This window comes from Paenibacillus albiflavus (genome assembly GCF_004344915.1).
GTDB lineage: Bacteria > Bacillota > Bacilli > Paenibacillales > NBRC-103111 > Paenibacillus_AM > Paenibacillus_AM albiflavus.
The window spans coordinates 119,075-143,141 of record NZ_SKFG01000003.1 but is presented as its reverse complement, the minus strand read 5'-3'; the positions used below and the strand labels follow the sequence as shown (position 1 = coordinate 143,141).

Here is a 24,067-nt window from a genome sequence, read left to right as displayed (position 1 = left end):
GGACTTTCTTATTTGTAATGTCCGCCGATTTTGTTATGTAGAAGGGATTGCCCTAATTCCCATTGACTTTCACATGATGTTATCCTTTAAGATAGACACACGGCCTTAAGGAGTTGGTACCAACATGCATATTAGTGAATTGTCGAAAACAACCGGTGTAAGCCTCCGCTCGCTGCGCTATTATGAAGAGAAGCAGCTCTTGTCTCCATCCCGGACAGAAAATGGATACCGGAACTATAGTGAGTTGGACATAGAACGCGTTCGCATGATCCAGCTCTATCTTAAGTTGGGCGTGAGCACGGATGAATTGGCACATCTGTTCCAACAATGCGAGGGCTTTCCAGAGCATAGCAATGATGGGCAGGCGGAATGTGCCGTAGCATTTTATGAACAACGTCTGGAAAATGTTAGACAGCAGCTTGAGCTTCTGAGGGAAGCTGAATTTGAGCTGGAGAAGATGGTGGAGCATTGGAAAAAGCGGCAAGTAAACGGAAAGCAATAGAAAGGGGCGCACAAATGCTTTATCTTGATCATATAACAGTTGCAGTTCGGAATTTGCAAGATACGGTAAATAATATTCAGAAAGCAACGGGAATTGTATTTTCAGACCCCGTCATCCCGTTTCCCGGAACGATAGGACAGGTAGCCTACTTGGGAACTGGGTTTATTGAACTCATTTCACTAGTGGATGCGAATGTAGCTCGTACTTCACCACTGGGGGCTGCATTTGCTTCGTACGCCGAGCAACGGGAAGGAATATTCGGAGTAGCTTGGGAAGTAACAGGGGGAATGCAAGCATTCGTAGACGAAGCAAGCAGTCGCGACGTTGCTTATATAGGGCCTACTATACAGCAAGCGCCGCTCAAGGAGGGCTCCTATATTGAATTTAAGACAGCGTTCCTAGGCTTTCATATGCCTTGGCTAATAGAATATGAGCGGTCGCGCACCTGGCCTTCCCCGTATCATTTGACTGGAGTAGAGTTTAATACGAAAGATATGGAGCGAGATGTATCAGCCTATATTGCTGCTTACAATCTGGATGCTCCAGAACTTGCATCGGGCCATGAACGAGTGTTCAAGCTGGAACGCGGATGGTTGTCCCTTCATGAGACAGCTAATCCAGCACAGGTAGGATTCCATACGATCGTGATTGAAAAAGAAGATGCTGCTTACCGACTGCATTGCACGAATGACGGTATCCAGATTCACTAAGCGCATGCAAAAATGACATTAATACGAAGAAAAAGGACGATCCTATCAACGGATTGTCCTTTTTCAATTTAACGGCCCAACCGTTTCTTCTTGTTTGTCACCTTACACCCTTCATATAATGCTCGATTTTAGGGGCAAGTGCGAAGAGGACCAAGCTAATCAGGAAAGCGACCGCTCCAATGACGCCGAAGTAAATCATTTCAGTTTCTGGTGTGTAGAATTTAACGATTTGTGCATTAATGGCTTGGGCAGCCGCGTTGGATAAGAACCATAAGCTCATCGTTTGCGCGGAGAAAGCAGCAGGGGCTAATTTGGTCGTTGCGGAGAGCCCTACTGGCGATAAACATAATTCTCCAAGCACGACAATGAAATAACTGAGAACGAGCCATAATGGATTAACCAGTGACTGACTACCGCCTAAAATAGCTGGCAGAAGGATCACCAGAAAAGATAAACCGGCTAACAATAAGCCCAACGAGAACTTGGTAGGGATGGAGGGCTGGCGATTGCCGAGTTTCACCCACATTAAGGCGAATACCGGTGCGAAAACAATAATAAATAGCGGATTTAAGGATTGAAACCAAGCAGGTGAGATATGAATGCCTGCAAAGTCTAGCTGCGTACGTTGATCTGCATAATTGGCAAGGATGGTAGAGCCTTGTTCTTGAATCGCCCAAAACATAACAGAAGTTATGAATAGAGGAATATAGGCGATCAATCTGGAACGTTCTGTAGCGGTTGTTTTCTTGCTTCGATACATGACGAAGAAATAGCAAGTCGGAATCACAATTCCGAGGATTCCTATAAGGGCGGTGAAGGTATTGAATGTAAATAAACCTATGGATATGGTAATGGCAAGTACGACAGCAATAACAACAGCGCCTAGACTAAATAAAGTATATACTACCTTCTTTTCCTGGGCAGAGAGAGGATTCGGAACAAAAGTTCCTGCAAGCCCCAGATTTTTTTTGCGGGTAAACATAAAGACGAGAATGCCGAAAAACATACCAACAGCGGCAAGACCAAACCCTAAATGAAAGTTATAGTTCATACCAATGGTTCCGATAACTAATGGAGCTACGAATCCGCCGAGGTTAATCCCCATATAGAAGATACTAAATCCTGCATCACGGCGATTATCTGCTTCACTGTAGATATCACCTACAATATTGGATACATTTGGTTTAAGCATTCCAGTGCCGAGCACGATGAAGGATAAGGAAATAAAAAACAGCGTCAGGTCACCAGGTATTGCCAGAATAATGTGGCCGAGCATGATGAAGATACCGCCATAGAAAACTGCTTTTGAGTTGCCCATTACCCGATCAGCTAGCCATCCGCCAATAATACCAGACATATAGACGAGTGATCCGTAGATCGACATAATGGCAAGAGAGACATTCTTATCAATTCCTAATCCACCTTCGGTTAGTTCGTAGTACATATAGAAAACAAGAATGGCCCGCATGCCGTAATACGAGAAGCGCTCCCAGAACTCCGTGAAGAAGAGTGTGAATAATCCCCTTGGATGTCCAAAAAAGCCTTTCTGAGGGACGCTTGAGACTATTTTTTGCTTATCTATATCTGGCATTAAGTTTCCTCCTTCGATCTATGGAGAAGCGCTGTCTACAGGCTCCAGTGGTACTGTCATTACTGCATCATTTTACCCATTTAGGCCATCTATTATTAGGTTAAAATGCAAAAAAGAGCTGCCCATAAAGTTACTTATGGAACAGCCCCAGTCACATGCATTTCGATATTTTATTTGTAATGCCCGCCGATTTTCACTGCTCTTTCTCCTGCCTGGCCCGCCGTAGTAAACGAAGAGGCCCGCATAATGGCTGAACTGCCGAATCGATCCTTAATTCGATCCGTCACTTTCTCTAAGGCTCTAGACTTTTCCTGATCGTCAAAAAGTGTAAGTTGATAATTCTGATCGCTGGCCAGCATGCTTAGCGACACACCAGCTCTACGAACGGGCATTCCGTCCCAAAATTTGTAAAAGATCGTTTTTACCGATTCAAATACTTTATTCGTATTATTAGTAGGATCTGGCATCTTCATTTGACGAGAGAAACCAGTAGGCGCTTCATATGGACTACACATGCAACTAACTGTAACTACAGAGCCCATATATCCTTTGCGCCGGCAGTCTCGACAAACTTCCTCCGTAAGCTCGAGCAAAATTGTGTCAACTTCCGTTTTATCCATGTAATCTCTAGGTAAAGTCATCATGTGTCCAACGGATTTGGGCGCTGCACTAAAGGTCTCAGGTGTAACCTTACTATTATCTAAACCGTTTGCAGTTCGCCACATGACCTCTGCATGAATATCAGATTGTTTGCCAAAGCGAGCACGAAATTTATCTTTTAGGGCTGGCAGTGGTATTTTCCCTAGATCACCAATGGTAAAGATTCCGAGTTGAGCAAAATGTTTGGTCATCCGATTCCCTACTCCGAACATTTTGTGTATGGGCTGTGACCACAATAACGTCTCTACTTCAGATTTAGGCAAAGTAAAAATGCCACTGTCATTTTTTTTGGCCCATATATCAGTTGCAATTTTGGCAAGGATTTTATTTGAGCTTATGCCGACCCTTATCCGTATTCCCGTTTGATCCAGCACTTTTTGCTGAATCGTTGTTGCGATTGTAACTGGATCTCCGAAAAGAGCGAGGCTACCCGTAACGTCTAAAAACTGCTCATCAATGCTAAATATTTCAACAAGATCGGTGAATTCTTCATAAATCTTGGTGATCATAAGCGAAACATCGATATAGTGCTGCATGCGCGGACGAACAATGACGAGGTCTGGACATTTTCGGATGGCTTCTCCAAGGCGTTCGGCTGTAGTTATACCAAAGCTTTTGGCAATAGGACAAGCAGCCAGAATGATGCCAGATCTGCGTTCAGGATCGCCTGCCACTGCAACAGGTTTGTCTTTCCATTCAGGATGCTCGGCCTTTTCCACACTTGCATAAAAGCTCTGGCAGTCTGCTAAAAAAATCGTTCTTTCAGCTTTTCTATCCATTAAAACCGCCTCCAGGTATTCCTGCCAATTTAATAAATGCGAACATATATTCGTATATATTATATAATAAAAAGCTGATTGTTATGCAAGAGCATTTTATGGAATTATTTTATCCGTTAGCACAATTCATTATTTCCAATGGCTATCATTGTATGTTCATGTGTGTATTTTCAATTGGTCGGGGAATATTACCTTCAGAACAAGGTGGAGGTAAGTCTTGCTAAAATTTTTTCGTTTATTGCTTGTAGTAGGGACAATTAGTCTTTTTCTCCTCAAACAGTTGAGGCAACAGAGGGGGCAGAAGTATTCGATATAGGAAAAGGTGAAGTGGTACTTACAATCCCCAATTCAAACTCATTGCAAAACCAGGTTAAGGGTTGGTTATCATCAGCGAACGGAATTGCGGGTTCATTTAGACTTGAGCCAACCGATGGTATAGCGATTAAAATCTCGCTTACACCTCCTTACAAGGTTCAAAATACATGGATAACGGGAACAGTTACGGAAGTAATCATTTTTGTCGGGAGAATACAAACCTATAACCCAACCCTGCTGGTTTTTACAAAGGAAAATCATTTTGTAGCAGTTCATATTAAAGGCGAAAAATTAGTGACCTTTCTTAAAGAAAACAAACTGTACAGTTCAGAACTAAATTTAGGTAGTTAAATAGATTAAAACCATTCTTAAGAAAACGCCGACGAGAACCCTACCGCCGGTTTTTTTAGCATTTCTGTAATATTGAGTAAAGATGAAATGTAGAAAATTTTCACTCAACTAAAGGGCAGATTAATTCAATAGTGAGTCTAGCATCTCTCCTGGAATTAGGTTATTATTGGAAGAATTAATTGTGAGGAGAGATGCAGATGTCGGACATAAAGGCGATTGTATTAGACTTGGACGGAACATTGCTCGGCAGTGACAAATCCATATCACCTAGAAATTATGAGACTGTTAAAAGATGTTATGATTCTGGAATTCATATTATTGTTGCCACGGCGCGACCGCCTAGAGCGGCTAATCAATTTGTAAAGAATTTTCCTTTTGTAGACTACTTGGTTTATTACAATGGTGCTCTAATAACATGCAAGTCAAAGCAAACTCAGCGGCACATTAGTATCCCAAATGAGATTAGCCAACAGATTAACAAATTCATCGAGTTACATGCTCCTCAATCGTTAATTTCATATGAGGTTAATGATTCATGGTATGCGTGTACACCAATTCCCGACTCGCAGCGTGCTCAATTCGGTCTCCGTCTGAATGATCCGAAACCCCAGGTTATGGATAACGATTTTATTAGTTCACTCTCCCCAACCAAAATATTGGTTCAAGGTTACAGCACATGGAGGGATATAATAGAGCAATTCGGCGACCATGTGAACGTAATCGCAACCGATGGAGGGGTATTGGTTCAAATCATGCAAAAATCAGCATCAAAGGAAGAAGCCGTGCAATGGGTACTTAATGATATCGGGGTGAAGTCAGAACATGTAATGGTATTCGGGGATGACTTTAACGATTTAGGACTATTCCAAATGTGCGGATTTCCGATCGCAATGGAGAACTCGATAATTGAACTAAAAAATTGTGCAGCCCACGTAACCGATTCAAATGATAACGATGGTGTTGCTGTCGCTCTTGAGAGATTAGTGGTGTAATCACTTGCTGATAATGATTCAACTAACGTTTCCCGTTGAATACACACAGCTTTAGAACAAGAACCATTGTATACGAATACAATACTGAATATAATATTGAATATAATTACGTACTATTAAAAAATGGGAGGATTAATAATGTCAGTTGTCATAAGAAATGCTGAACCTGAAGATGTAAACAGTTTGACCGAGTTAATGTATGATTACATAGTTGGTTTTTATCAAAACCCTTGGCCACCTGTCGAAAAAATTCATGATTTAATTCAAACCCTGTTTGAGAAGCAGAATGGTATACAGTTTGTAGCAGAACAAAATGGAAAGTTGGTCGGTTTTGCTACATTATTCTTTACTTATAGTACTATGAAAGCGGATAAAATCACCATTATGAACGACCTTTTTGTTATTGAGCAATTTAGAGATACAGAAGTGGAATCACAACTTTTTTTAGAATGTCATAAATACTCACAAAAACATGGATATGCTAACATGACTTGGATAACGTCTACTGATAATACTCGAGCTCAAATTTTCTTTAAAAAAATGAGTGCTCTCCAAGGGAGAGATTGGGTTCATTTTTCCAAAAACTAGGCAGTTTCAACCCTCTAATATTGAGGGTTTTTATTTTAATATCCTGCCCGTTTTGCACAAAATGGCATCAACCATATAATCTGATATTTTTAGCATCGTCATTAAAACGTTAAATCCTTAGCATTCAACACCTATGCGCCCTTTAGTCTATTCTCCTCCACTAACCATTCAGTCAATCATTTTGATTGTAGCTTCCCATTCGAGAAAGCACCTATATTTCAAGGGGGGTATCCTTAAAAATCGACCCCGCGATAAAACTCGTTATAATAGACAACTGGACTTGCCCCAAATTGAAAAACGATTTGGAAGCTCGTCTTCGTAATCTGAACGGCGCGAAATGCTTCCAAGTTCACTTTGCTTCTAATTAATCGCGACAATAGCTTATTATTTCCAGTCTTATTCGCTTTAACTACTCTTCTAGCGAAAGCCTGATTAGAAGAAATTTCATGGTATAAAGGGAGAATGGCGCCCGCAATTACCTGATGATGGCTGGTTTTGAAGGATGTTTTCGGAGCATTACTGCTCATTGAAATGCCATTGGAGAGTGCAACAATCGGATAAGGTGCTTCGAAATCAACGGAATAGGAATTATAGGTACTACCAAAGGAAAAAATGTCCTTATCGTTAAGGCTCATTCCAATTTTATCCAACAATCGTTGGGATATGTCGCCTTTTCGTAAGGCAGATGTCCAGGCTTCCGCATATTTTCGATTATGCGCAATTCGAGTATACAAGGGGATCATTCGCGCAGCTGCTCGACGTAATATGGCAATTGTTATAAAACGATTCGTTACAGATCTTTGATCCTTTTTCATCTGTCAGAACCTCCTAGCTAAATAACTATTTGGTTTCAGCATATGATGTTTATCCCAGATCGTGTGGACGCCAATTCAGCCAGCTTCTTTATGGGCATCTGCACAATCATATAGTTATTAACCTACATATTGTAAACACAGGTTATTTGACTTACGAATAGTGCAATATCTTTATAAAGCAAAAGGAGATATTATATGATAAATTTTTATTCTTTTCACGGGACTATCACGATGATTAATGATTTTTTTACAGGTCAAAATGACGAAGGATGTAATAAATTAATATCTGTAGACAACGGATTGGGAGCAATAGTAAATTTCGTGGTGTCACCCAAAACTTATTTTGTAGATCATGTAATGGTGTCAGTTGGAGATCAAGTGACTGGATATTATGATGGAAATGCACCTGCTCTTCTAATTTACCCTCCACAATATCAAGCAATTGTCATGGTAAAAAATAGCCCATATCAGAATGTAAAAGTAGATTATTTTAATACTGAGTTGGAGAGTAGTGATGGACAATTACGCTTAAATATTTCTCCTTATACTCAAATAGTATTAACAAATGGACAAAACTTTTCAAGAACCCCTGCAAACCGAGATCTAATTGTTATTTATGGACCTACCACAAAAAGTATCCCTGCCCAAACCACACCCTATAGAATTATAGTTTTGTGTTAGGGGACCAAGCTGCCCATTCCCGATATTCTTATTTGAAGTTGTTTCCTAGATTATCATATTTTCCTTTAGAAAATTTGCGGTTTCTTTAATGGTACTCTTGAATGGTATATTGTCGTGAACACCAAAATTAAAAAAACCGTGACCCAAACCATCAAATGAAATCAAGCTGCTCTTATTGCCGTATAGTATCATCTGGTCCACGAAGTCTCTGACTGAGTCATGAGAGATATTCTTATCAAGAGTACCATGGAAAAAGATACTTGGGGGTAAGTTATTCTTTACAAGTTGCATGGGAGAAGCTTGAGAAAGATCATGAGCTATATCGGGGAATAAAGAGATAAGTAATTGCGAGTCGACGCCGCCGTTAAAGACAACCATTGCGTTAGGAACACAACTTATTGTTAAGTCATCAGACCCATCATTAAATTGATCTACCATTGCACAACAAAGACTTAAATAACCACCTGCAGAGGCGCCTGCTACTACGATTTTGTTAGGATCAATGCCTAATGTACAGGCATTATCACGGACCCATCTAACAGCTGATTTGGCATGGTATAAACATTTAATTGGTGAAAACAAACCTTCAATTGTACTAGGTCGATACTCCACACATATGGTCATGTAGCCTAGCGATGAAAAATGATTGGCGTGATACTGAAACTGAGAGGGATTCTGCTTGTTGTTAGAGAACCCGGCACCATGAAAAAACAAAATTGCAGGTCTAGGAGGTTGTGTGATAGATGTTTCATTGGTGAAAATATACATCTTTAATGCACCGTACTCTTCTGTGACTTTATATATTCGCTCTTCAATAGAAAAATTAAACAATAGATTCACCATCCAAAAGAGATTTTTATTTGATTAACGAACTTACAGAAGAACGAAACCCATTAACTACTAACAATGCGATCTTTTTGGCGATTTCATCTTTATCCAAAGCTGTATTCCCCGTAGCCCATTGAAAAGCACTTTCGTGGATCATTTGCGCAAAGACAGGTGTATAAAGTGCTAGTTCATCCTGTGAACAGAGGGATTCTAACCCCTTTAACAAATAAGCATTCAACTCTTTTATCGCTTTGTCTTTCAATTGCGGTACGACTAAAGCTACATAGCTCCTGCGGCAATTAATGCGGGGGTGCTGATAGAAATCACATAAAGCCAAGACAAGTTGAGCAATGCCCTCTTGATCGAATTTTATTTCCCCTTTCGTTCGATTCACGATAGCAGTCGAGGCAGAGTCCCCCACGATATAATCCAATAATTCGTACTTATCATTAAAGTGCGCATAGAAGGTAGCTCGATTCACTTTAGCCCCTTCTGTTAAATCAGCAATTGTGATTTTTTCGAAATCCTTTTCATTCACTAAATTAACAAAAGCTTTAATCAAAGACTGCTTAGTTTGAGTCATCCGTAGATTCCTTACTTTGGTCCCCACTTCATTCACTCCTTTAATGTCATGTTTGAGCGAAGTTTAAATCTCTCCTAACTTAACAATTGTTCAATACTGTTGCTATAGCAACATTCCCCACCTCATTGTTGGTTGTTCTACTTAGAGAATAGTTGTATTTTTATTAAAGCAACATGTGTTAATTTAATATATCATTTTTCAGGAGTTCATAAAAGATGAATATCGCATTATGGATCAAGAAGGAGGGGATATGAAAAATGAAAACAATACTGGTGACAGGTGGAACAGATGGAATCGGAAAAGGGATTGCTACTCACTACTTAAAAAAAGGTGATCGCGTCATCGTTATAGGCAGTTCAGCTGCTAAAGGCAATCTATTTTTAAGTGAGGCTAAACAATTAGGAGCAGAAGAAAGAGCAATTTTTCTTCAAGCAGATTTGAGTTCGGTTAAAGAGAACAAGCGCATTATTGAAGAAGTAAAAAGCAGGCTTCATTCGCTAGATATGGTTGTTTTCTCTGCGACCAGTCACAAGATTAAAAAAGAATATACGGAAACGCAGGAGGGACTTGAATTTAATTTCGGACTGTCTTATATGAGTAGATTTGTTCTTAGTTTCGGCTTTAAAGAGCTCTTGGAAAAATCGGATATTCCCATTATCGTTAACGTTTGCGCGCCAGGCATGAACGGGACGGTTGATCTAAATGATATCCAAAACAAGAACAATTATAACGGCTCTAAAGCCCGGTATCACGGCAGCCGGTTGAACGATTTGCTCGGCGTTGCTTTTGTCGACATGGATACGGTCAGAAAGATCAAATACGTTCTCTTCAATCCATGGGCTGTACAGACCACGGGTATGCTGGAAACGATTGAAAACCCAGTGAATAAGCTGTTCACGAAGCTCATTTTCAAAATAATCGGTAAACCTGTCGATCAAGCTATCATTCCTATTATTGAGTTGTTGGACAAGCCGCCAGAGCCTAATTTAACGGCTTATATCCAACGAAAAGAAGTAAGTCTGACGAAGAAAACTTTCAACAGAGAAAATGCTCAGCAACTTTACAAAAATACTGTTCAATTATTGGAAGTGGTTATGGAGAAATGAAATCAATTACTAGGCAATCGGTGTGCCATTTGCAATAGGGACATCAGGCTTTAACAGGACAACATCGCCTTCCTCGGGTGTCCCACCGAGCACCAATACTTCAGATTTAAATCCCGCTATACGTCTTGGCGGGAAATTAACGATACCTACCACTTGGACGCCAACCAGTTGTTCTGGATCATATCTGCGTGTTATCTGAGCAGAAGAATGCTTGATCCCAAGTTCGCCAAAATCAATCATAAGTTTAATCGCTGGCTTCCTCGCTTCCGGGAATGGTTTTGCTTCTATAATCGTTCCGATACGTAAGTCTAGTTCTAAAAAATCTTCAATATTTGCCATCTTTGTTTCCTCCATTTTTACTTCTTGTGTAGCAACAGTTTCCATCTATTAGACCTAGCAACCAGTTTATATTTAAGTTTATATGTTTTTATTTCCTAGAATTTATCTAAACGTCAGATTATTTTAACCATATGACAGGTGTTAGCGGCTAGTTCTTGTACTGCTGACGGTATTGACTTGGCGTTTGTTGTTCATGCTTCACAAATAATCTTGTCAATGAAGACTGATGTCCCAGTCCCACTTGAATCGCAATATATAGTATAGGCATATTGCTGTTACGCAGCAGCTTTTTGGCCTCATTCAATCGCACTTCCTGAATATAGGAGGAAGGAGATTTCCCTGTTTCTTTCATAAACCATTCTGAGTAATAAGTGGGATTGTAATGTTCGTATTCAGCTAGTTTCTGAACCGTAATTGGCTCATCATAATGTTCATGAATATAACGAATTGACCTTGGCAAACTCCTCTTCTGTTGCAGACAGCGACTAATATATGGAAATAAATCTCTTAGTGCCGCGTGAGAATACGGCTGCTCCATCTCTTGTAGAATTAGATATCGTATACCTTTCCATTGATTATTTGCAGTGATAGCCTCGCAGCTATTACCTTTACCCGGCATTTCACATGCTGAAACTAACCCACTAGGAATATCTAGAACCAAAAACTCATTGCGTACCGTCGAGTAAAAATTATGCTCTAGGTTGGGCGGTACAAAAAGTAATGTTTGCTCGTTCACCCGATGCTGATTCGTTCCGTTTGCGATCACAAGCTCTCCTTGCAGCGGCATAATTAGATGGGCATGTTTATGGGAATGTGACACATGTGTCGCCGTATATGTACGCAATTCTGCCACTATGTCGTTAAATGTCTCCATTTTTTGTCCCCCCTAAAAAAGCCCGACTTTATAAGGAATTATAGTAGTGTACATAAAATTTAGATAGTCTTGCTCATCAATGCATAGGACAAGCAGCCAAGATTATTCCTGATAATTGGAAGGATAATCCAAAAACTTGGCGAAATTATTATGTAAAAATGCTTAGGAGGATTGTTATGTTCCACACATTAGACAATTTTTTAAAATCTTGGGAGTATGAGGCGGGGGCAACACAGAGATTATTAAATAATCTAACGGATGAGTCACTTAAACAGGAGATCACTTCGGAGAATTGGACTTTAGGACGTATTGCTTGGCATACCGTAGCTGCCATTCATATAATTGCCTCAAATACAAATTTAACGTTTGAGGCCCCAGCCGAAGATTGGCCCGTTCCTACTTCGGCACAGTTTATAGCAGACTCCTATCAGCAAGCCAATGATGCATTTGTACAGGCAATAAAAACGCAATGGAACGACAATACTTTAGAAGAACGTATAGACTTTTTAGGTCAAAAAATGCCTAATGGATCTCTTTTATTGTTTTTGATTCTGCATCAAAGCCACCATCGAGGACAACTGACGGTTCTTATGCGACAAGCAGGATTAACCGTTCCAGGGATTTATGGCCCGTCAAAAGAAGAATGGGCTAATTTTGGTATGGAAGCCCCGAAAATGTAACCTAATCACAACAGAAGAGACTAAAGTGCATGCTGCGGCGTAGTCAGAGAACATTCACAATTGTATTGGGAAAATGATGGCTTTTCATATATAATGATTGAATAAGTTTATTATCTAAGAAATATTATATTCGTCTGCCGTAAAGACGAAGATGTTTCTCAAGGGTAGAGAGGGAGGTTCCTATTGTGTCTGATTTTTCGACAGTTTTGATGCGAGTGCATTCTTCAATTTGGCTTGTTCTCGTTATTTTCTTCGTTCTGAGCTTGGTTTACAAGAAACAGAAGATTACGCCGATGGTTCTTCGGTTATTCTATTTGATCGCGATTGCCACTGGTGTGAGTGGGCTCGTAGCGCTTGATTATCCAACCAGCTTGATTGTTAAGGGTGTGCTGGCGATCGTGATGATGGGTCTTATGGAAATGACGCTTGGCCGCGCGAAAAAAGGCAAAAGCATAACGGGTCCGGTTATCGGAGTTGCTGTTGTTCTCGTTGTCGTTGTTCTGCTTGGCTTTGGCGTAATTCACTTCTAATACGAACATGAACGTTAAGGGGCTTTCTTGGCTGATGGATATGAGCTGGGAAGCCTCTTTGCTTGCGTTAAATCGACCTGCATGAATTCACTTAGCATCCGCTCGATCTCCGGCTTAACTACCGTCCACAGCATCGTAAACTGATGATGATATCCCCTGCATAAATAACGAACATCAAGAGCTTGCTTCGTTCGCTCCTGCTGATACACCTTGATTCCCTTGTTCCGCAACTGTCCTTTAAGCGTCGCCAATTCCGCCATAATGGCATCTTGCGCACTCTGGAGACATGTAATGTAAACAAGAGGCAGCTTAAGATTGACGATCGCTAATGTAGCCATATCCCGTTCCAGCACATCCATTAAAAGGGGCAGAAGTACATACGACTTTACCAGACTCGGCTCATCTACTGTCTGCATGGGTGGAATTTTCAAGGGAAAGCACTTCCTTTTGGACATATAATCGAACACTTGTTCTTATTATACTCATAATACCGAACATAAATTCGTATTTCAAGGGTGTTTTATGGAAATTACAGTAGACTTTTGTGTAAAAATTACCTTACAATATATTGCAGAAGAAAGAGGAGGGGAGCTAGTTGGCACAAACGAAAGCGATTGGACAAGGTCAAGAGAAGTCGAAGGCATTATCATCTCTTGTGTTCACGCAATTTATTAGTTCATTTGCAGATAACGTGAACTTTTTTATCATTATTGGTATTATTACAAGTCAGGGAGTTGTTAATCCCGAAGGCTATGTACTGAATATTCAAATGGGCTTCCTGCTGGCCTACGTCGTGCTTGCGCCGCTCGTCGGTGCATACGCGGACCGGAATGCGAAGTCCAAGGTACTCCTGATGGGAAATTTGCTCAAAAGTATCGGGATTACACTGCTGCTACTCGGCGTACATCCGATTATTTGCTACGCGGTGCTAGGTATTGGGGCGGTCGTCTACTCGCCTGCGAAATACGGGATTCTGACCGAGCTGACGAATTCGGAACAAGGTCTGCTGCGCGCGAACGCCATGGTAGAAGGTACGACGATTCTGGCGATTCTGCTAGGAACCGTGGCAGGGGGCATTCTGGCGGATATTTCGAATACGGTTGGCGTTGTTGCTTGTTTAGTAGCTTATATCATTTCGCTACTGTTCACACTGCTGATTCCACGCAAGGCGGGCAATGCAGATATTCGGTATGGACAGTCATCGCTTCAGTTCTTCAGCGATTTCAAGCGTTTGGTATCGAATCGCAAGGCCAGATTCTCGCTGATCGGTACAGGCGCGTTCTGGCTAACAGCATCGGTGCTGCGAATTGCGCTGATCGCATGGATTCCCGTAAATCTAGGAATTACGGATACGACAACACAGTCGATGATGATCGGGGCAACAGCCGTTGGGGTGGTCGTTAGTTCTTTTATCACGTCCAGAGTGATTCCTGTGGGGAAGCTTTATCGTTCCTACATATATGGTTATATGATGGTTGGGCTTGTAGTCGTGTGTGCCTTCATGACAAGTTTGTGGATTTCGGTGACACTGCTATTCTTGATCGGCGTGGCAGGGGGGATATTCTTAATTCCGCTTAACACGATGCTGCAAGAGATCGGGAAGGATGTTATTGGATCCGGCAAAACGATCGCAATTCAGAATTTTGTGGAGAATAGCTTGACGGTGTCGGGATTGTTGATTTTTAAAGCGCTTGTATCTGAGCTGTCGATCCAAATGTCGGTCGTGTCGATCGGACTTATTCTGTTATGCTTTATCCTATTCCTCAGCTTTCAGGTTGGCAGGGTGAAACGGTCGAGTTAGCAGGAACAAAGGTAGGCAATTCGCGAACATCTGCAGACAAAAGGTAAAATAATGGGAAACGAGTAGAGCGGGGTGTTTCTAAAATGTGTGGAAGATACACCATTACGGTGACGTTCGAGGAGCTTATGCTGAGGTTCTATATTGATGGAGGCAAGGCACCTTATCATGGGCCGCGATATAATGTGGCGCCAGGACAAGCTGTCCCTGCGATCATCAATGATGGGCAGCATAATCGTCTCGGTGAACTTCGCTGGGGACTCGTGCCGTCATGGGCAAAGGATGAACGCAGCGCTTATCAAATGATTAATGCCAGAAGCGAGACGCTACTCGAAAAGCCCGCCTACCGTATTCCGCTGCAGCGCAAGCGCTGCTTAATACCTGCAGATGGATTCTATGAATGGAAAAAAGTCGGCAGCGGCAAGCAGCCTATGCGGATGACCTTGAAGAATGGCGAATTGTTCGCTATGGCAGGTCTATATGACACTTGGATCAATCCGGCAGACGGCAGCAAGCTGAGTACCTGCACGATTATCACAACGACGCCCAACAAGCTGATGGCGGAAATTCATGATCGCATGCCCGTCATTATTCGGCAGGAAGATGAACCGCTCTGGCTAAGCCGAAGCGCGCAGCCTGATGTGAATGCCTTGTTAGGGCTGCTTCGACCTTATCCTGCGGATGAAATGATTGCCTATCCGGTCTCTACAAAGGTAGGCAATGTGCGTAACGACGATCCGTCGCTGATCGAGGAGTTTGGCATGGGAACGTTGTTTTGACCCATTAATTTCATGAACGTGGGACAATCGTCAAAATGACGGTTGTCCTTTATTAAAAAAGGCGACTTTCTAAAAAAATGTTGCTATCTGCGAATTCCTGATTTGCTCTAAATGATGAATATCATGCTTTGAAAATATACCTATGTAACTTTCAATAGTAAATTGCCGTTTACCCGAACCAATAGTGAATCGTATATCGCTTTTGATACTATGGATAGCCTCAAATAATTGATTACGTGTATATACAAACTCATCAATTAAGGCAGCTACATTTTTGAAGCTACTGATATACTGAATCCCTTCATTATTGTGGGAATCATGATCAGGGAATGCAATTAGATTTGCTCCTTGCGCCATGAAAGGGATATGTTGTTCTAAAATAAATTTATCCCAATAGTGTAGGTGTCCAATTATTTCCCTAATTGACCATTTTCCTTCTTTAATAGGGTCAAGCATTTTATACTCTTCAATTTCTTTTAACGTTGCTATCTCTTTAGTTGTATCCTGATAATTAATAATTGCTTTCAAGCTCATATGACTCTCCCTCACTATATTTAAAATTTAGATTTTTGAGATAATTATACTTTAAAGAGATTGAACCTGTAAAGAACATATGTTCCTAATATGAGTTAGGATAGCTATGTATACTTGGCGACCATATTTTAGAAAATAGCCTTTTAAAAATAGGATGGCGTTGAGCGCTTGCACCCTATCTGTCTGATGAACAAGGTGGAACTGTTTCTTCTTGGTTGAATTATGTTAAACTAAATCTATTAAATTTGTTGGCAAGGAGAAACCAGAATGAAGCTAATATCTTGGAATGTGAATGGGCTGCGAGCCTGTGTAAATAAAGGATTCAATGATTATTTCAAAGAATCGAATGCAGATCTATTCTGTGTTCAGGAAACGAAGCTGCAAGAAGGCCAGATTACGATGGAGATAGGCGAAGAGTATGAGCAGTATTGGAATTGTGCGGTCAAGAAGGGATATTCGGGGACAGCTGTTTTTTCTAAAATCAAACCTTTGTCTGTACGCTATGGTATAGAAGAGAACCACGAAGAAGAGGGTCGCATCATTACACTTGAGTTCGAGAACTTCTATCTTGTGAATGTATATACGCCGAATGCAAAGCGCGATCTATCGCGGCTGCCTTATCGACTGGAGTGGGAGGATCGATTCCGTGCCTATCTAGTAGAGCTAGATGCACATAAGCCTGTTATTGCTTGTGGTGACTTGAATGTGGCCCATCAGGAGATTGACATTAAGAATGCCAAGTCGAATGTCGGAAACTCCGGTTTCACTGCAGAGGAACGCGCCAAAATGACCGAGCTGCAAGCAGCAGGCTTCCTCGACAGCTTCCGTCACCTCTACCCCGACCGCGAAGGTGCTTACTCCTGGTGGTCTTACATGCCCAAAATCAGGGAACGGAACGTAGGGTGGCGGATCGACTATTTCCTAGTTTCCGTTAAGCTGAAATCTGCAATAGTTGATGCGCAAATCGATGCCCATGTGATGGGAAGCGATCATTGCCCTGTCGTGTTAGAGATAGGTTTGGACGAGAAATAAGAGATTAATAGAATAGTAAGTAAGGTGTAGAGAAAAGTATTGGGGCAATCATCGGGGGATGATTGTCTTTTTTTAACGGATCAGAATCCGATTAACATATAATTGAGCGATCCGTGCAGAAAATTTTTGATAAAGCATGCCATAAAGAAGGTATACATAAAAAAGTTAGCGTCCATTCACTTAGACATGTATTGCAACTCACATGCTTGAAGCGGGAACGGACATTCGCTATATTCAAGAACTCTTAGGTCACCAAAGTTCCAAGACAACCGAAATCTACACTCATGTCAATATTAAAGATATAACACGTATCCAGAGTCCGTTAGACCGAGTTCAGATGGAGGAGAATGATAGAATTTAAGGTAGAAGGATATAGATACTGATTAATGTGAAAATTTAGTAGAAAAAGGTCGTATAATCATCTATGCTAGACATATATCTGAAATACAGAGAATTGAACAGATGGATTGATTATGTGAAGTTTGTGAATATGTAGTTAGCAAAATTCTCAAAAGGAAAGGGGAAATAAAATGCACCAATTAGCATCCATTGAAGGGAAAAATATTAATATTATTAAAGACTTGAAACCAGAAGATGTTATGACACTAGAGAAACATACTAAAATTGTTAGCATATTCATTAAAAATATTAGTCGTATAAAAATTGCAAATGATTCATTTGTAGCTTATGAGAATTTGATAAAAAAATTTATGAGCAAAGAAATCACTTATCATGATTTATCCAAAAACATTCATACATACATTTTAAACTATCTTGCAGCTTTTAGAGCTTTTTTAGATCATTGGGATACACATTTGAAGAGGTCATACGGCGAAGAATCAGTATCTTATCAGAAGTTTAAAGAAGGAACTGCTGTGGAGTTTGACGCTTACTTTTCGTATAGATTTATATATGAGTTAAGAAATTATACTTTACATCTTGATATGCCTTTATCTTCACTCACTGGTAAAATAGATGATAATGATAACATATCGGTAGAAATAATGGTGAATAGAGATAAGTTACTTAATACTTACAAGTGGCCAAAGAAAGTTAAATTGATAGATATGCCAGTTGAGTTTGATATTAATATACATATATTACAATCATTTGAGTGTCTTAAAAGAATCCAAAATATTGCATTAAATCTTGGTGATATCAATAAGGTGTACAATTCCGCAATTTATTTAGATAATATAAAAATAGCAAATACTGGAAATTGTTCATTTGGACTAGTAGAACACGATGGGCAAACTAAGGAAACCTACAAACCCCAAAAAATTATACCATTACCGATTATGGAAGCAAGTGAGATATTAAAGATGATTCAATGAAGTGTGAACTTTAGCTAACAAATCATTCACGCATCAGGCCTTACGGCCTTCGTCTCCAAGTAGATCTTGGCTAAGAAGTAGATTTAGAGGACAACCCTGCACACCTAATCGCGTCGCGACCACTCACATTCGTTCGTTTAAGGTAGTGGGGGTTCGTGAATCCAACAACGTTAGGTGAAATACCTGATGCAAGCAAACGAAGATGTAATAGTTGACAAATAAGAGAGAATTGGGAGGATTTTATAATGATAGAAGTAAGAACAGTTCTTGGTAATGAAACAAAACAATTATGGATTAAAGGGAATTTAATACAGAGTGATGATATTGAAATTTATGGTAATAATGATTTTTGGGTTTCAATTATCGATGGTGATCTTTCATTAGATATAATGCAGAATAAGGTAGGATCTTTATCTACAGAAATAAGAAAACTATCTTTTTATTATCCTCTGGAGTTTTGGGATCTTATCGAAGGTATAGTAATTAGAAGAGATTATAGGAAAAAACAAATTATTTATTTTGAGTACGAATTTAAATGGGATTTTGAAAAATGGAAAAAATCATACAGTATTGAGGAATTTGCGAAAGTGATGGAACATGTTACGGCTGAGTATAAGGAATATGGGATTTATTGGATAAAGTCAGATGAAGTAATAAGTAATGGTTGTTCACTTAGGTGCAATAATTTCCATGAAGAAAATTCTATTTATGAGATTTATTTGAATAACATAGATATTATTGAAGATATCTATAACAAAGCCTCTGTGTTACTTCTGACAAATTCTGTAGATTCAACTGTTGTTAGTATATTTGATTTCCCCGAGGAGGTTAAGGTTGCTTGCGAGCAATATTTAATTTACTTTGTTCAATTTTTGAAGGAGATAGGTATCGACGCTGAAGTAAACCTAAAGGAAGAATCAGGAAAGGTGCTATTTTCAGTTGTACCATCTTCTAGAGAAACAGCCTTAGAACGTATTCGTGATGCTCTAAATATATATCTACAACTTCCTATTGTGATTAATAATGTACAGTATAACCCTATTCAAACGGATCCGAATGTTCAACAGTTAATGGCAAACGTTCATCATTTAAATAGCCAATTAATGTTATCAAGAGCTATTATCCAAACTAATCAATTAACCATAGGGAATCAACAAAAATTAATTGAACAACAACAAAAAGTAATTGATTCTTCAATCTTACTGCAATCTCTAATTGAAATCAGAACAAATGAAGATGAAGGCGAGAATATATTTGGGGGAACTGTAAAGCTGCAAAAATATGAAGGTAATGGCTTTCAAGTTGATATTCCCAATTTGTATAGATGGGTAAAGGATAAACTAGGTTTCAAGTAGTACGCTTATGTCAGGTACATCACCTAAACCAGTTAATCAAAGTCAAAATTTATTCCATCGAAGGATTCACAGTACTAACGAATGCAGACTTAAATAAGCCTACTCGTAGAAGTAAACTGACGCTAAAATATGCCTAAAAAAATACAAGAGAACTACATCAATTACTTAAAGATAAACTTGGATTTCCAGAATTAATGAAATCTCATAACGAAATTAGAGTAATCTTTAAGATTTACTCGAAGAAGACGCAACATCGTATTCACGCAGTTGGGCTATCACCCCTTGGTTGTCAGTTGTATAATCATGGGAGATGCTCAGACAACAAACGACCCAGCCTAAGATAGGAGCTATCTAAGGCTGGGTCGTTTCGTGAATACAAGAACGTTATACGAAACTTCCAAAAAACACCTCTCGACATAATTATGGTATAATCAACAAATAAAATATGTGAAAAGGGGGTTATACTATGGAGTTATTTCTACCTGATTTAATGTATTGTGATCGAAAAAAAACTATTGATTTATTAAGTATACTTGTCAATGATTTAGTGACAGAATATTCATTAAAACAATCGAATGGAAGTAAGATAGATACTGGAATTGAAGGGGGACTTTCAACGCCTTTAGGTAAGATTGTTTCAAGATACAAGGGTGAAAATTCACGAAGTGTAGAGAAAGAAGGTATTGTGAAGCTTCCAACTGCTGCTTTATTTACGGATTTGCATACTGTTCTCAATTCAGAACAAAAAGTTCAACGACTTATTGGTTTTGATGATGCAATCTGGAAACAATTACAAGTCGGAGAGTTTGTTGAAGTTGACGGGACTTTTTCACAATCACCCGTAGAAACTGCATTTTCTTCACTTGTTGATTTTATCGAACAATTTAAGGGAATGTTTGCTGGACAGGCAGGGACAGAACAAATGACCATGATTGCAAATATACTCCAACCTAAGACAGCAACAATGATAATAAAACCATATAATGAGATACAAACATCGTTTATTACATCAATTAATTTGGATACTGAAAATTTATTAACTGAAAGATACGAGATTGAAGGCGAATTAACTGTTTTTGGACGTGTCAGAAGAATTACACCTGTTGGTGGGAAAGTTGATTTAATAAAATTTTTGCCTGGTAAATTAAAGATGAAAGAACAAGAGATGATGAAAATGTTTTCCCAGTTCACTAAAGCGGAAGAACAAGGAATCTCTTTTAGTAATTTATCTGAAGTTAATGAAAAATCGTTTTATATGGAAGGACCAGTTGTAGAAATAAGTCCAATAGCTATCTATCAAAACTCATAGTAAATAGTAAGGGGCGGCTATAGTCAACCTTTACTATACTTTTTATACTAACAACATTTTAAAAGAGTTTTTGAATAAAAAGCTTAGTATAACAATGTGTTCTCGATTCGTCAGGACTATGTCCCTCCACCGTCGCCGGATGAGAAGCAGAGAAGTCAATTCAGGCGACACATCCATTCACCCAGCTGCATTGCGATCGGCCGTGATCGTGCTGGTCGCACGACACGAGTAGCTTAGGGTGAATGGACGTCGTGAACACGAAAACGTTATGATAAGTCATTGTGAAAGTTGGTACTAATGATGAGATATGTACGATATCCAAATCAAGAAGAATGGACTGATATATTTAATAGAAGTCCATTCAAAGGCTTTAATTTCTCTTCATTGGACTTTATAGATAAGAATGTAGAAACAACTGATATTTTTGACACTCCAATATTGAATTCAAATGGATTACAACTAATACAAAGGGTTAGATCACTTAATGAAAGTTATATATTATTGAATTTTTATTATGAGTTGGGAATTCCTGATGAAACAGAGCAGAGAAAGCATAAAGATCTATTTATTAATTTTGAAGCACATCATTATAGTATCAAAGAAAAATTTGATTATTACACTGATGTATTATACTTTAATATCTTCTCTTGTTGGGAAACGCTTGGTCATATTCTCAATATACAATATGATTTAAAGATGAAAAGAGTGGATTTCAAAGCAATTGTAAGGTCTCTAGAAAAGATAGATACCGAGATGTTTTTAAAACTAAATAAGATCATTAATGATGTAGAATTTAAAGAGGCTAATAAATATAGGCACCAGATTACACATAATCAATTACCAAATATTCCAGGACTAGTAAGAACTCTGCATAAAAGTGGGGTTGAAACGGAAAAGGTGCAGGAATACTTATGTTCTAAGAATGCTTTTAAGAATATCAATTCAATTATTGAACTGCTTAAAAAAAGTATTTTAATTATAAGGAAGTAATTTGAGTTTTTTAACAAAGTTGATGACATCTCATAACATCGCATCTACGCTGCAGGCTTACACCCTTGGTTCGCAAGACGATTAAGCAAAGAAGCGAATTCAGCCCACAACCCTGTGAGGCAAGTCCGTCAGACCCGGCGCTTACGCGCCTTAAGCCTCTCGGGTTCGTGAGACAAGAGACGCTAGCTGAAATTACATATATATTTAAAAGGTGGCCGAGGGGCCACCAGAATAATATTTTTAATTTTTTTCAATACGCAACCCATTTTTAATCGCGAAAGTAACCTTTGGATCGATAATTTTATAAACAACTGTTCCGGATTTCTGTTCATGTTTTTTAACTAAACCTATTTTTTCCATAGCAACTACATAATTGTTTGTTGAACCGCCTGTCTTAGCGTATTCATTTAATTGGTTTTTTGTAAAGAATTCATCAGGCAATTTTTGCAGATGAGCTACATAGGAATAAATATCCATAGTATTTGCGCGAGCATTGAGCTTCCTTGGGTAGTATTCATAGAAATTAAATTTTAGAACGAAATGTTTAAATCCCTCTTTAATAGCTTCATGTGAAATATAAGATGAATCCGAATCAATTTCATATTGAGCTTCAAAAATTCTATTAATTACATGCCAGAGATCTCGAGGATTAGAATTAGCTAATATAAATACTTCATCGAGAAAGTTTTCCTCAATTTTGGGATCAAAGAGTTCTTTGTAATTACTAATTTTATTGTTTGAATAAGTTTTTAATCTCTGGTTCAGTGCCATTACTAAATCAGTCTTATTCCAAGTTATTTCTGGACAGTAATGTTTCTGGGTCCTTACAGCATCTCTTAACATAGAGAATGGGACAGCCCAAACTGAAACAACTAATTGAATATCTTGGTTTAACAACAATTTATTATCTGTTACGACAGGCTTTATGAATTCTGATATACCTTCTGCATCATTCTCGAATCTTGGATCCTCATCAAGCTTATCAAGAGAAATGATAATTTTGGTGAATCCCATTTTCTTGATAATGTAAATAAAACGTTCAATTAAAAAATATGTAGAATCTAGGTTCAAAAATCCATCATCAATTTCAGTGGCTAATTCTGGGAAAAAATCTTTTACCTTTCCTTCCTGGATAACTGGAGGTAGTTTCGAAAAATGCGATGTAATAGTATCCGATATAATATTAGCGGCGGCAGTAGTTCCATAATTTAATGTGAAACGGATGTAGTTGTATCCTTTTTTTAACCCTCGGACTAATCTAGGAGATTGGATCTGCTCAATTTTATCTCTTAAACTTCTCTTAGTGACGTTCTCCAGATAATTCTTAAGAAGATATGAAAGTAGGAGTCTTTCTTCCGGGTTTAGTTTATTTATTCTCTTCTGGTCCTTAGCTAACCTTAAGAAAATTTGAGAAGTCAAATTCTTTAGAATCAACTTATAAAATTCTTTTAAATCACCTGTTGTTTCTAATTCAGAAAAATCATCAATTGAGCATACTAAAGTTGTCTCTTTATTTTCTTTCCGAAGAAGATCAAATAGTAAAGCAGTTTTTCCTGTGCCTCTATTTCCAATTAGCATCATCGTTCGACCATGGTTGAAGCTTTCAATAATGGGAGCATAAACTGAAGTCTGAATAAACAAATCCACAAGTTTATCCTTTTCGTTTTCTGTTGTGTAAACTGTAAAAGGATATTCAATAAGTTTGAATCGTGTGTACAGATCTTTAAAAGTCGATTTTGATGGAGCTATTGTATTTGTTGACATAAAGTTCTATTCTCCTATGATTTGTATCTAATGATATTACTTGTTTTGTTCTTTAAGGATACTACTAATATAGTACAATTAAATTATAGGAAAAGAAATAGCTTTGCAGGATAATTCAAGAAGTAGTGACTTCAGTTAACAAGATATCTAAGCTGCGGGCTAAGCCCTTGGTTCGCCAGAAGAGGTAGTCAGAGAAGTTGTTTCAGCTCACAACCCTGCGAGGCTAAGTCCGTTGGACCCGGTGCTGT

At 38.9% G+C, this 24,067-nt stretch carries 27 protein-coding genes; 17 read left to right on the top strand and 10 right to left on the bottom strand.

The genetic code is table 11. From position 1 onward, the window contains the following. Nucleotides 1-124: 124 nt before the first annotated feature. Both E0485_RS05975 and E0485_RS05970 read left to right on the top strand, forming a co-directional pair. Nucleotides 125-502, top strand: coding sequence for a MerR family transcriptional regulator (locus tag E0485_RS05975; protein ID WP_132417067.1), 378 nt, complete (start codon nucleotides 125-127; stop codon nucleotides 500-502). 14 nt (nucleotides 503-516) lie between these two features. Continuing rightward, on the top strand, nucleotides 517-1,212 hold the full coding sequence (locus E0485_RS05970; RefSeq protein WP_132417066.1) for a VOC family protein: 696 nt from the start codon (nucleotides 517-519) through the stop codon (nucleotides 1,210-1,212). Between the two features lie 97 nt (nucleotides 1,213-1,309). Here the strand turns inward: E0485_RS05970 and E0485_RS05965 are convergent, their stop codons facing one another. Then, the gene (locus E0485_RS05965; protein ID WP_132417065.1) at nucleotides 1,310-2,803 is read right to left on the bottom strand and encodes a peptide MFS transporter; all 1,494 of its coding nucleotides are present in this window, start codon (nucleotides 2,801-2,803) and stop codon (nucleotides 1,310-1,312) included. 170 nt (nucleotides 2,804-2,973) lie between these two features. Further along, nucleotides 2,974-4,242, bottom strand: a complete 1,269-nt coding sequence (locus E0485_RS05960) for a DNA polymerase IV (protein ID WP_132417064.1) — start codon at nucleotides 4,240-4,242, stop codon at nucleotides 2,974-2,976. A gap of 327 nt (nucleotides 4,243-4,569) precedes the next feature. Here E0485_RS05960 and E0485_RS05955 point away from each other — a divergent pair, with 327 nt between their 5' ends. The 3 genes from E0485_RS05955 (at nucleotide 4,570) to E0485_RS05945 (ending at nucleotide 6,488) form a co-directional block, all read left to right on the top strand. Then, the gene (locus E0485_RS05955) at nucleotides 4,570-4,908 is read left to right on the top strand and encodes a hypothetical protein (RefSeq protein ID WP_132417063.1); all 339 of its coding nucleotides are present in this window, start codon (nucleotides 4,570-4,572) and stop codon (nucleotides 4,906-4,908) included. A 197-nt stretch (nucleotides 4,909-5,105) separates the two neighbouring features. Beyond that, a complete protein-coding gene (locus E0485_RS05950) occupies nucleotides 5,106-5,900 on the top strand; it encodes a Cof-type HAD-IIB family hydrolase (RefSeq protein ID WP_165921089.1) in 795 nt (264 codons plus the stop codon). Nucleotides 5,901-6,038: 138 nt separating this feature from the next. Then, nucleotides 6,039-6,488, top strand: coding sequence for a GNAT family N-acetyltransferase (locus E0485_RS05945; RefSeq protein ID WP_132417061.1), 450 nt, complete (start codon nucleotides 6,039-6,041; stop codon nucleotides 6,486-6,488). 233 nt (nucleotides 6,489-6,721) lie between these two features. On the opposite strand, the gene E0485_RS05940 is transcribed toward E0485_RS05945, so the two are convergent. Then, complete coding sequence (locus E0485_RS05940; RefSeq protein ID WP_132417060.1) at nucleotides 6,722-7,303, bottom strand: hypothetical protein; 582 nt, start codon at nucleotides 7,301-7,303, stop codon at nucleotides 6,722-6,724. Between the two features lie 195 nt (nucleotides 7,304-7,498). On the opposite strand from E0485_RS05940, the gene E0485_RS05935 reads away from it, so the two are divergent. After that, nucleotides 7,499-7,984: a hypothetical protein gene (locus tag E0485_RS05935; protein WP_132417059.1), complete on the top strand. Its 486-nt coding sequence runs from the start codon at nucleotides 7,499-7,501 to the stop codon at nucleotides 7,982-7,984. Between the two features lie 45 nt (nucleotides 7,985-8,029). Here the strand turns inward: E0485_RS05935 and E0485_RS05930 are convergent, their stop codons facing one another. Together E0485_RS05930 and E0485_RS05925 are read right to left on the bottom strand one after the other, a co-directional pair. Continuing rightward, nucleotides 8,030-8,815, bottom strand: a complete 786-nt coding sequence (locus tag E0485_RS05930; protein ID WP_165921088.1) for an alpha/beta hydrolase — start codon at nucleotides 8,813-8,815, stop codon at nucleotides 8,030-8,032. A 25-nt stretch (nucleotides 8,816-8,840) separates the two neighbouring features. Next, a complete protein-coding gene (locus tag E0485_RS05925; protein WP_132417057.1) occupies nucleotides 8,841-9,422 on the bottom strand; it encodes a TetR/AcrR family transcriptional regulator in 582 nt (193 codons plus the stop codon). A 230-nt stretch (nucleotides 9,423-9,652) separates the two neighbouring features. Between E0485_RS05925 and E0485_RS05920 the strand changes: the two genes are divergently transcribed. Next, nucleotides 9,653-10,501: an SDR family NAD(P)-dependent oxidoreductase gene (locus E0485_RS05920; protein WP_132417056.1), complete on the top strand. Its 849-nt coding sequence runs from the start codon at nucleotides 9,653-9,655 to the stop codon at nucleotides 10,499-10,501. Between the two features lie 9 nt (nucleotides 10,502-10,510). Here the strand turns inward: E0485_RS05920 and csaA are convergent, their stop codons facing one another. Both csaA and E0485_RS05910 read right to left on the bottom strand, forming a co-directional pair. Next, a complete protein-coding gene (csaA, locus tag E0485_RS05915; protein ID WP_132417055.1) occupies nucleotides 10,511-10,840 on the bottom strand; it encodes a chaperone CsaA in 330 nt (109 codons plus the stop codon). Nucleotides 10,841-10,988: 148 nt separating this feature from the next. Further along, nucleotides 10,989-11,714, bottom strand: a complete 726-nt coding sequence (locus tag E0485_RS05910; protein WP_132417054.1) for a helix-turn-helix transcriptional regulator — start codon at nucleotides 11,712-11,714, stop codon at nucleotides 10,989-10,991. A 176-nt stretch (nucleotides 11,715-11,890) separates the two neighbouring features. On the opposite strand from E0485_RS05910, the gene E0485_RS05905 reads away from it, so the two are divergent. Together E0485_RS05905 and E0485_RS05900 are read left to right on the top strand one after the other, a co-directional pair. Next, nucleotides 11,891-12,394, top strand: coding sequence for a DinB family protein (locus E0485_RS05905; RefSeq protein WP_132417053.1), 504 nt, complete (start codon nucleotides 11,891-11,893; stop codon nucleotides 12,392-12,394). 185 nt (nucleotides 12,395-12,579) lie between these two features. Further along, nucleotides 12,580-12,924, top strand: coding sequence for a DUF1516 family protein (locus E0485_RS05900; protein WP_235857444.1), 345 nt, complete (start codon nucleotides 12,580-12,582; stop codon nucleotides 12,922-12,924). A 14-nt stretch (nucleotides 12,925-12,938) separates the two neighbouring features. Here E0485_RS05900 and E0485_RS05895 read toward each other — a convergent pair whose 3' ends face one another. Then, nucleotides 12,939-13,355 carry a hypothetical protein gene (locus tag E0485_RS05895; protein WP_132417052.1) on the bottom strand — a complete coding sequence of 139 codons (417 nt, stop codon included), beginning with the start codon at nucleotides 13,353-13,355 and terminating at the stop codon, nucleotides 12,939-12,941. A 164-nt stretch (nucleotides 13,356-13,519) separates the two neighbouring features. Here E0485_RS05895 and lplT point away from each other — a divergent pair, with 164 nt between their 5' ends. Together lplT and E0485_RS05885 are read left to right on the top strand one after the other, a co-directional pair. Further along, nucleotides 13,520-14,725, top strand: a complete 1,206-nt coding sequence (gene lplT / locus E0485_RS05890; protein WP_132417051.1) for a lysophospholipid transporter LplT — start codon at nucleotides 13,520-13,522, stop codon at nucleotides 14,723-14,725. 83 nt (nucleotides 14,726-14,808) lie between these two features. Beyond that, on the top strand, nucleotides 14,809-15,501 hold the full coding sequence (locus E0485_RS05885) for an SOS response-associated peptidase (protein WP_132417050.1): 693 nt from the start codon (nucleotides 14,809-14,811) through the stop codon (nucleotides 15,499-15,501). A gap of 69 nt (nucleotides 15,502-15,570) precedes the next feature. Here E0485_RS05885 and E0485_RS05880 read toward each other — a convergent pair whose 3' ends face one another. Further along, entirely contained in the window at nucleotides 15,571-16,035 is a 465-nt protein-coding gene (locus E0485_RS05880; protein WP_132417049.1) for a DinB family protein, read from the bottom strand. A gap of 267 nt (nucleotides 16,036-16,302) precedes the next feature. On the opposite strand from E0485_RS05880, the gene E0485_RS05875 reads away from it, so the two are divergent. The 6 genes from E0485_RS05875 (at nucleotide 16,303) to E0485_RS05850 (ending at nucleotide 22,055) form a co-directional block, all read left to right on the top strand. Continuing rightward, on the top strand, nucleotides 16,303-17,067 hold the full coding sequence (locus E0485_RS05875; protein ID WP_132417048.1) for an exodeoxyribonuclease III: 765 nt from the start codon (nucleotides 16,303-16,305) through the stop codon (nucleotides 17,065-17,067). Between the two features lie 202 nt (nucleotides 17,068-17,269). Further along, a complete protein-coding gene (locus E0485_RS25780; RefSeq protein ID WP_328591264.1) occupies nucleotides 17,270-17,428 on the top strand; it encodes a tyrosine-type recombinase/integrase in 159 nt (52 codons plus the stop codon). A 169-nt stretch (nucleotides 17,429-17,597) separates the two neighbouring features. Then, nucleotides 17,598-18,401, top strand: coding sequence for a hypothetical protein (locus tag E0485_RS05865; protein ID WP_132417047.1), 804 nt, complete (start codon nucleotides 17,598-17,600; stop codon nucleotides 18,399-18,401). A 245-nt stretch (nucleotides 18,402-18,646) separates the two neighbouring features. Next, nucleotides 18,647-19,756 (top strand): hypothetical protein, encoded by a 1,110-nt coding sequence (locus E0485_RS05860; protein ID WP_132417046.1) that lies wholly within the window; start codon nucleotides 18,647-18,649, stop codon nucleotides 19,754-19,756. Nucleotides 19,757-20,222: 466 nt separating this feature from the next. Further along, nucleotides 20,223-21,065, top strand: a complete 843-nt coding sequence (locus tag E0485_RS05855) for a DUF6414 family protein (RefSeq protein ID WP_132417045.1) — start codon at nucleotides 20,223-20,225, stop codon at nucleotides 21,063-21,065. A 297-nt stretch (nucleotides 21,066-21,362) separates the two neighbouring features. Continuing rightward, nucleotides 21,363-22,055: a Cthe_2314 family HEPN domain-containing protein gene (locus E0485_RS05850; RefSeq protein ID WP_132417044.1), complete on the top strand. Its 693-nt coding sequence runs from the start codon at nucleotides 21,363-21,365 to the stop codon at nucleotides 22,053-22,055. Between the two features lie 240 nt (nucleotides 22,056-22,295). Here the strand turns inward: E0485_RS05850 and E0485_RS05845 are convergent, their stop codons facing one another. Further along, nucleotides 22,296-23,819: a P-loop ATPase, Sll1717 family gene (locus E0485_RS05845; protein WP_132417043.1), complete on the bottom strand. Its 1,524-nt coding sequence runs from the start codon at nucleotides 23,817-23,819 to the stop codon at nucleotides 22,296-22,298. Between the last annotated feature and the right edge of the window lie 248 nt (nucleotides 23,820-24,067).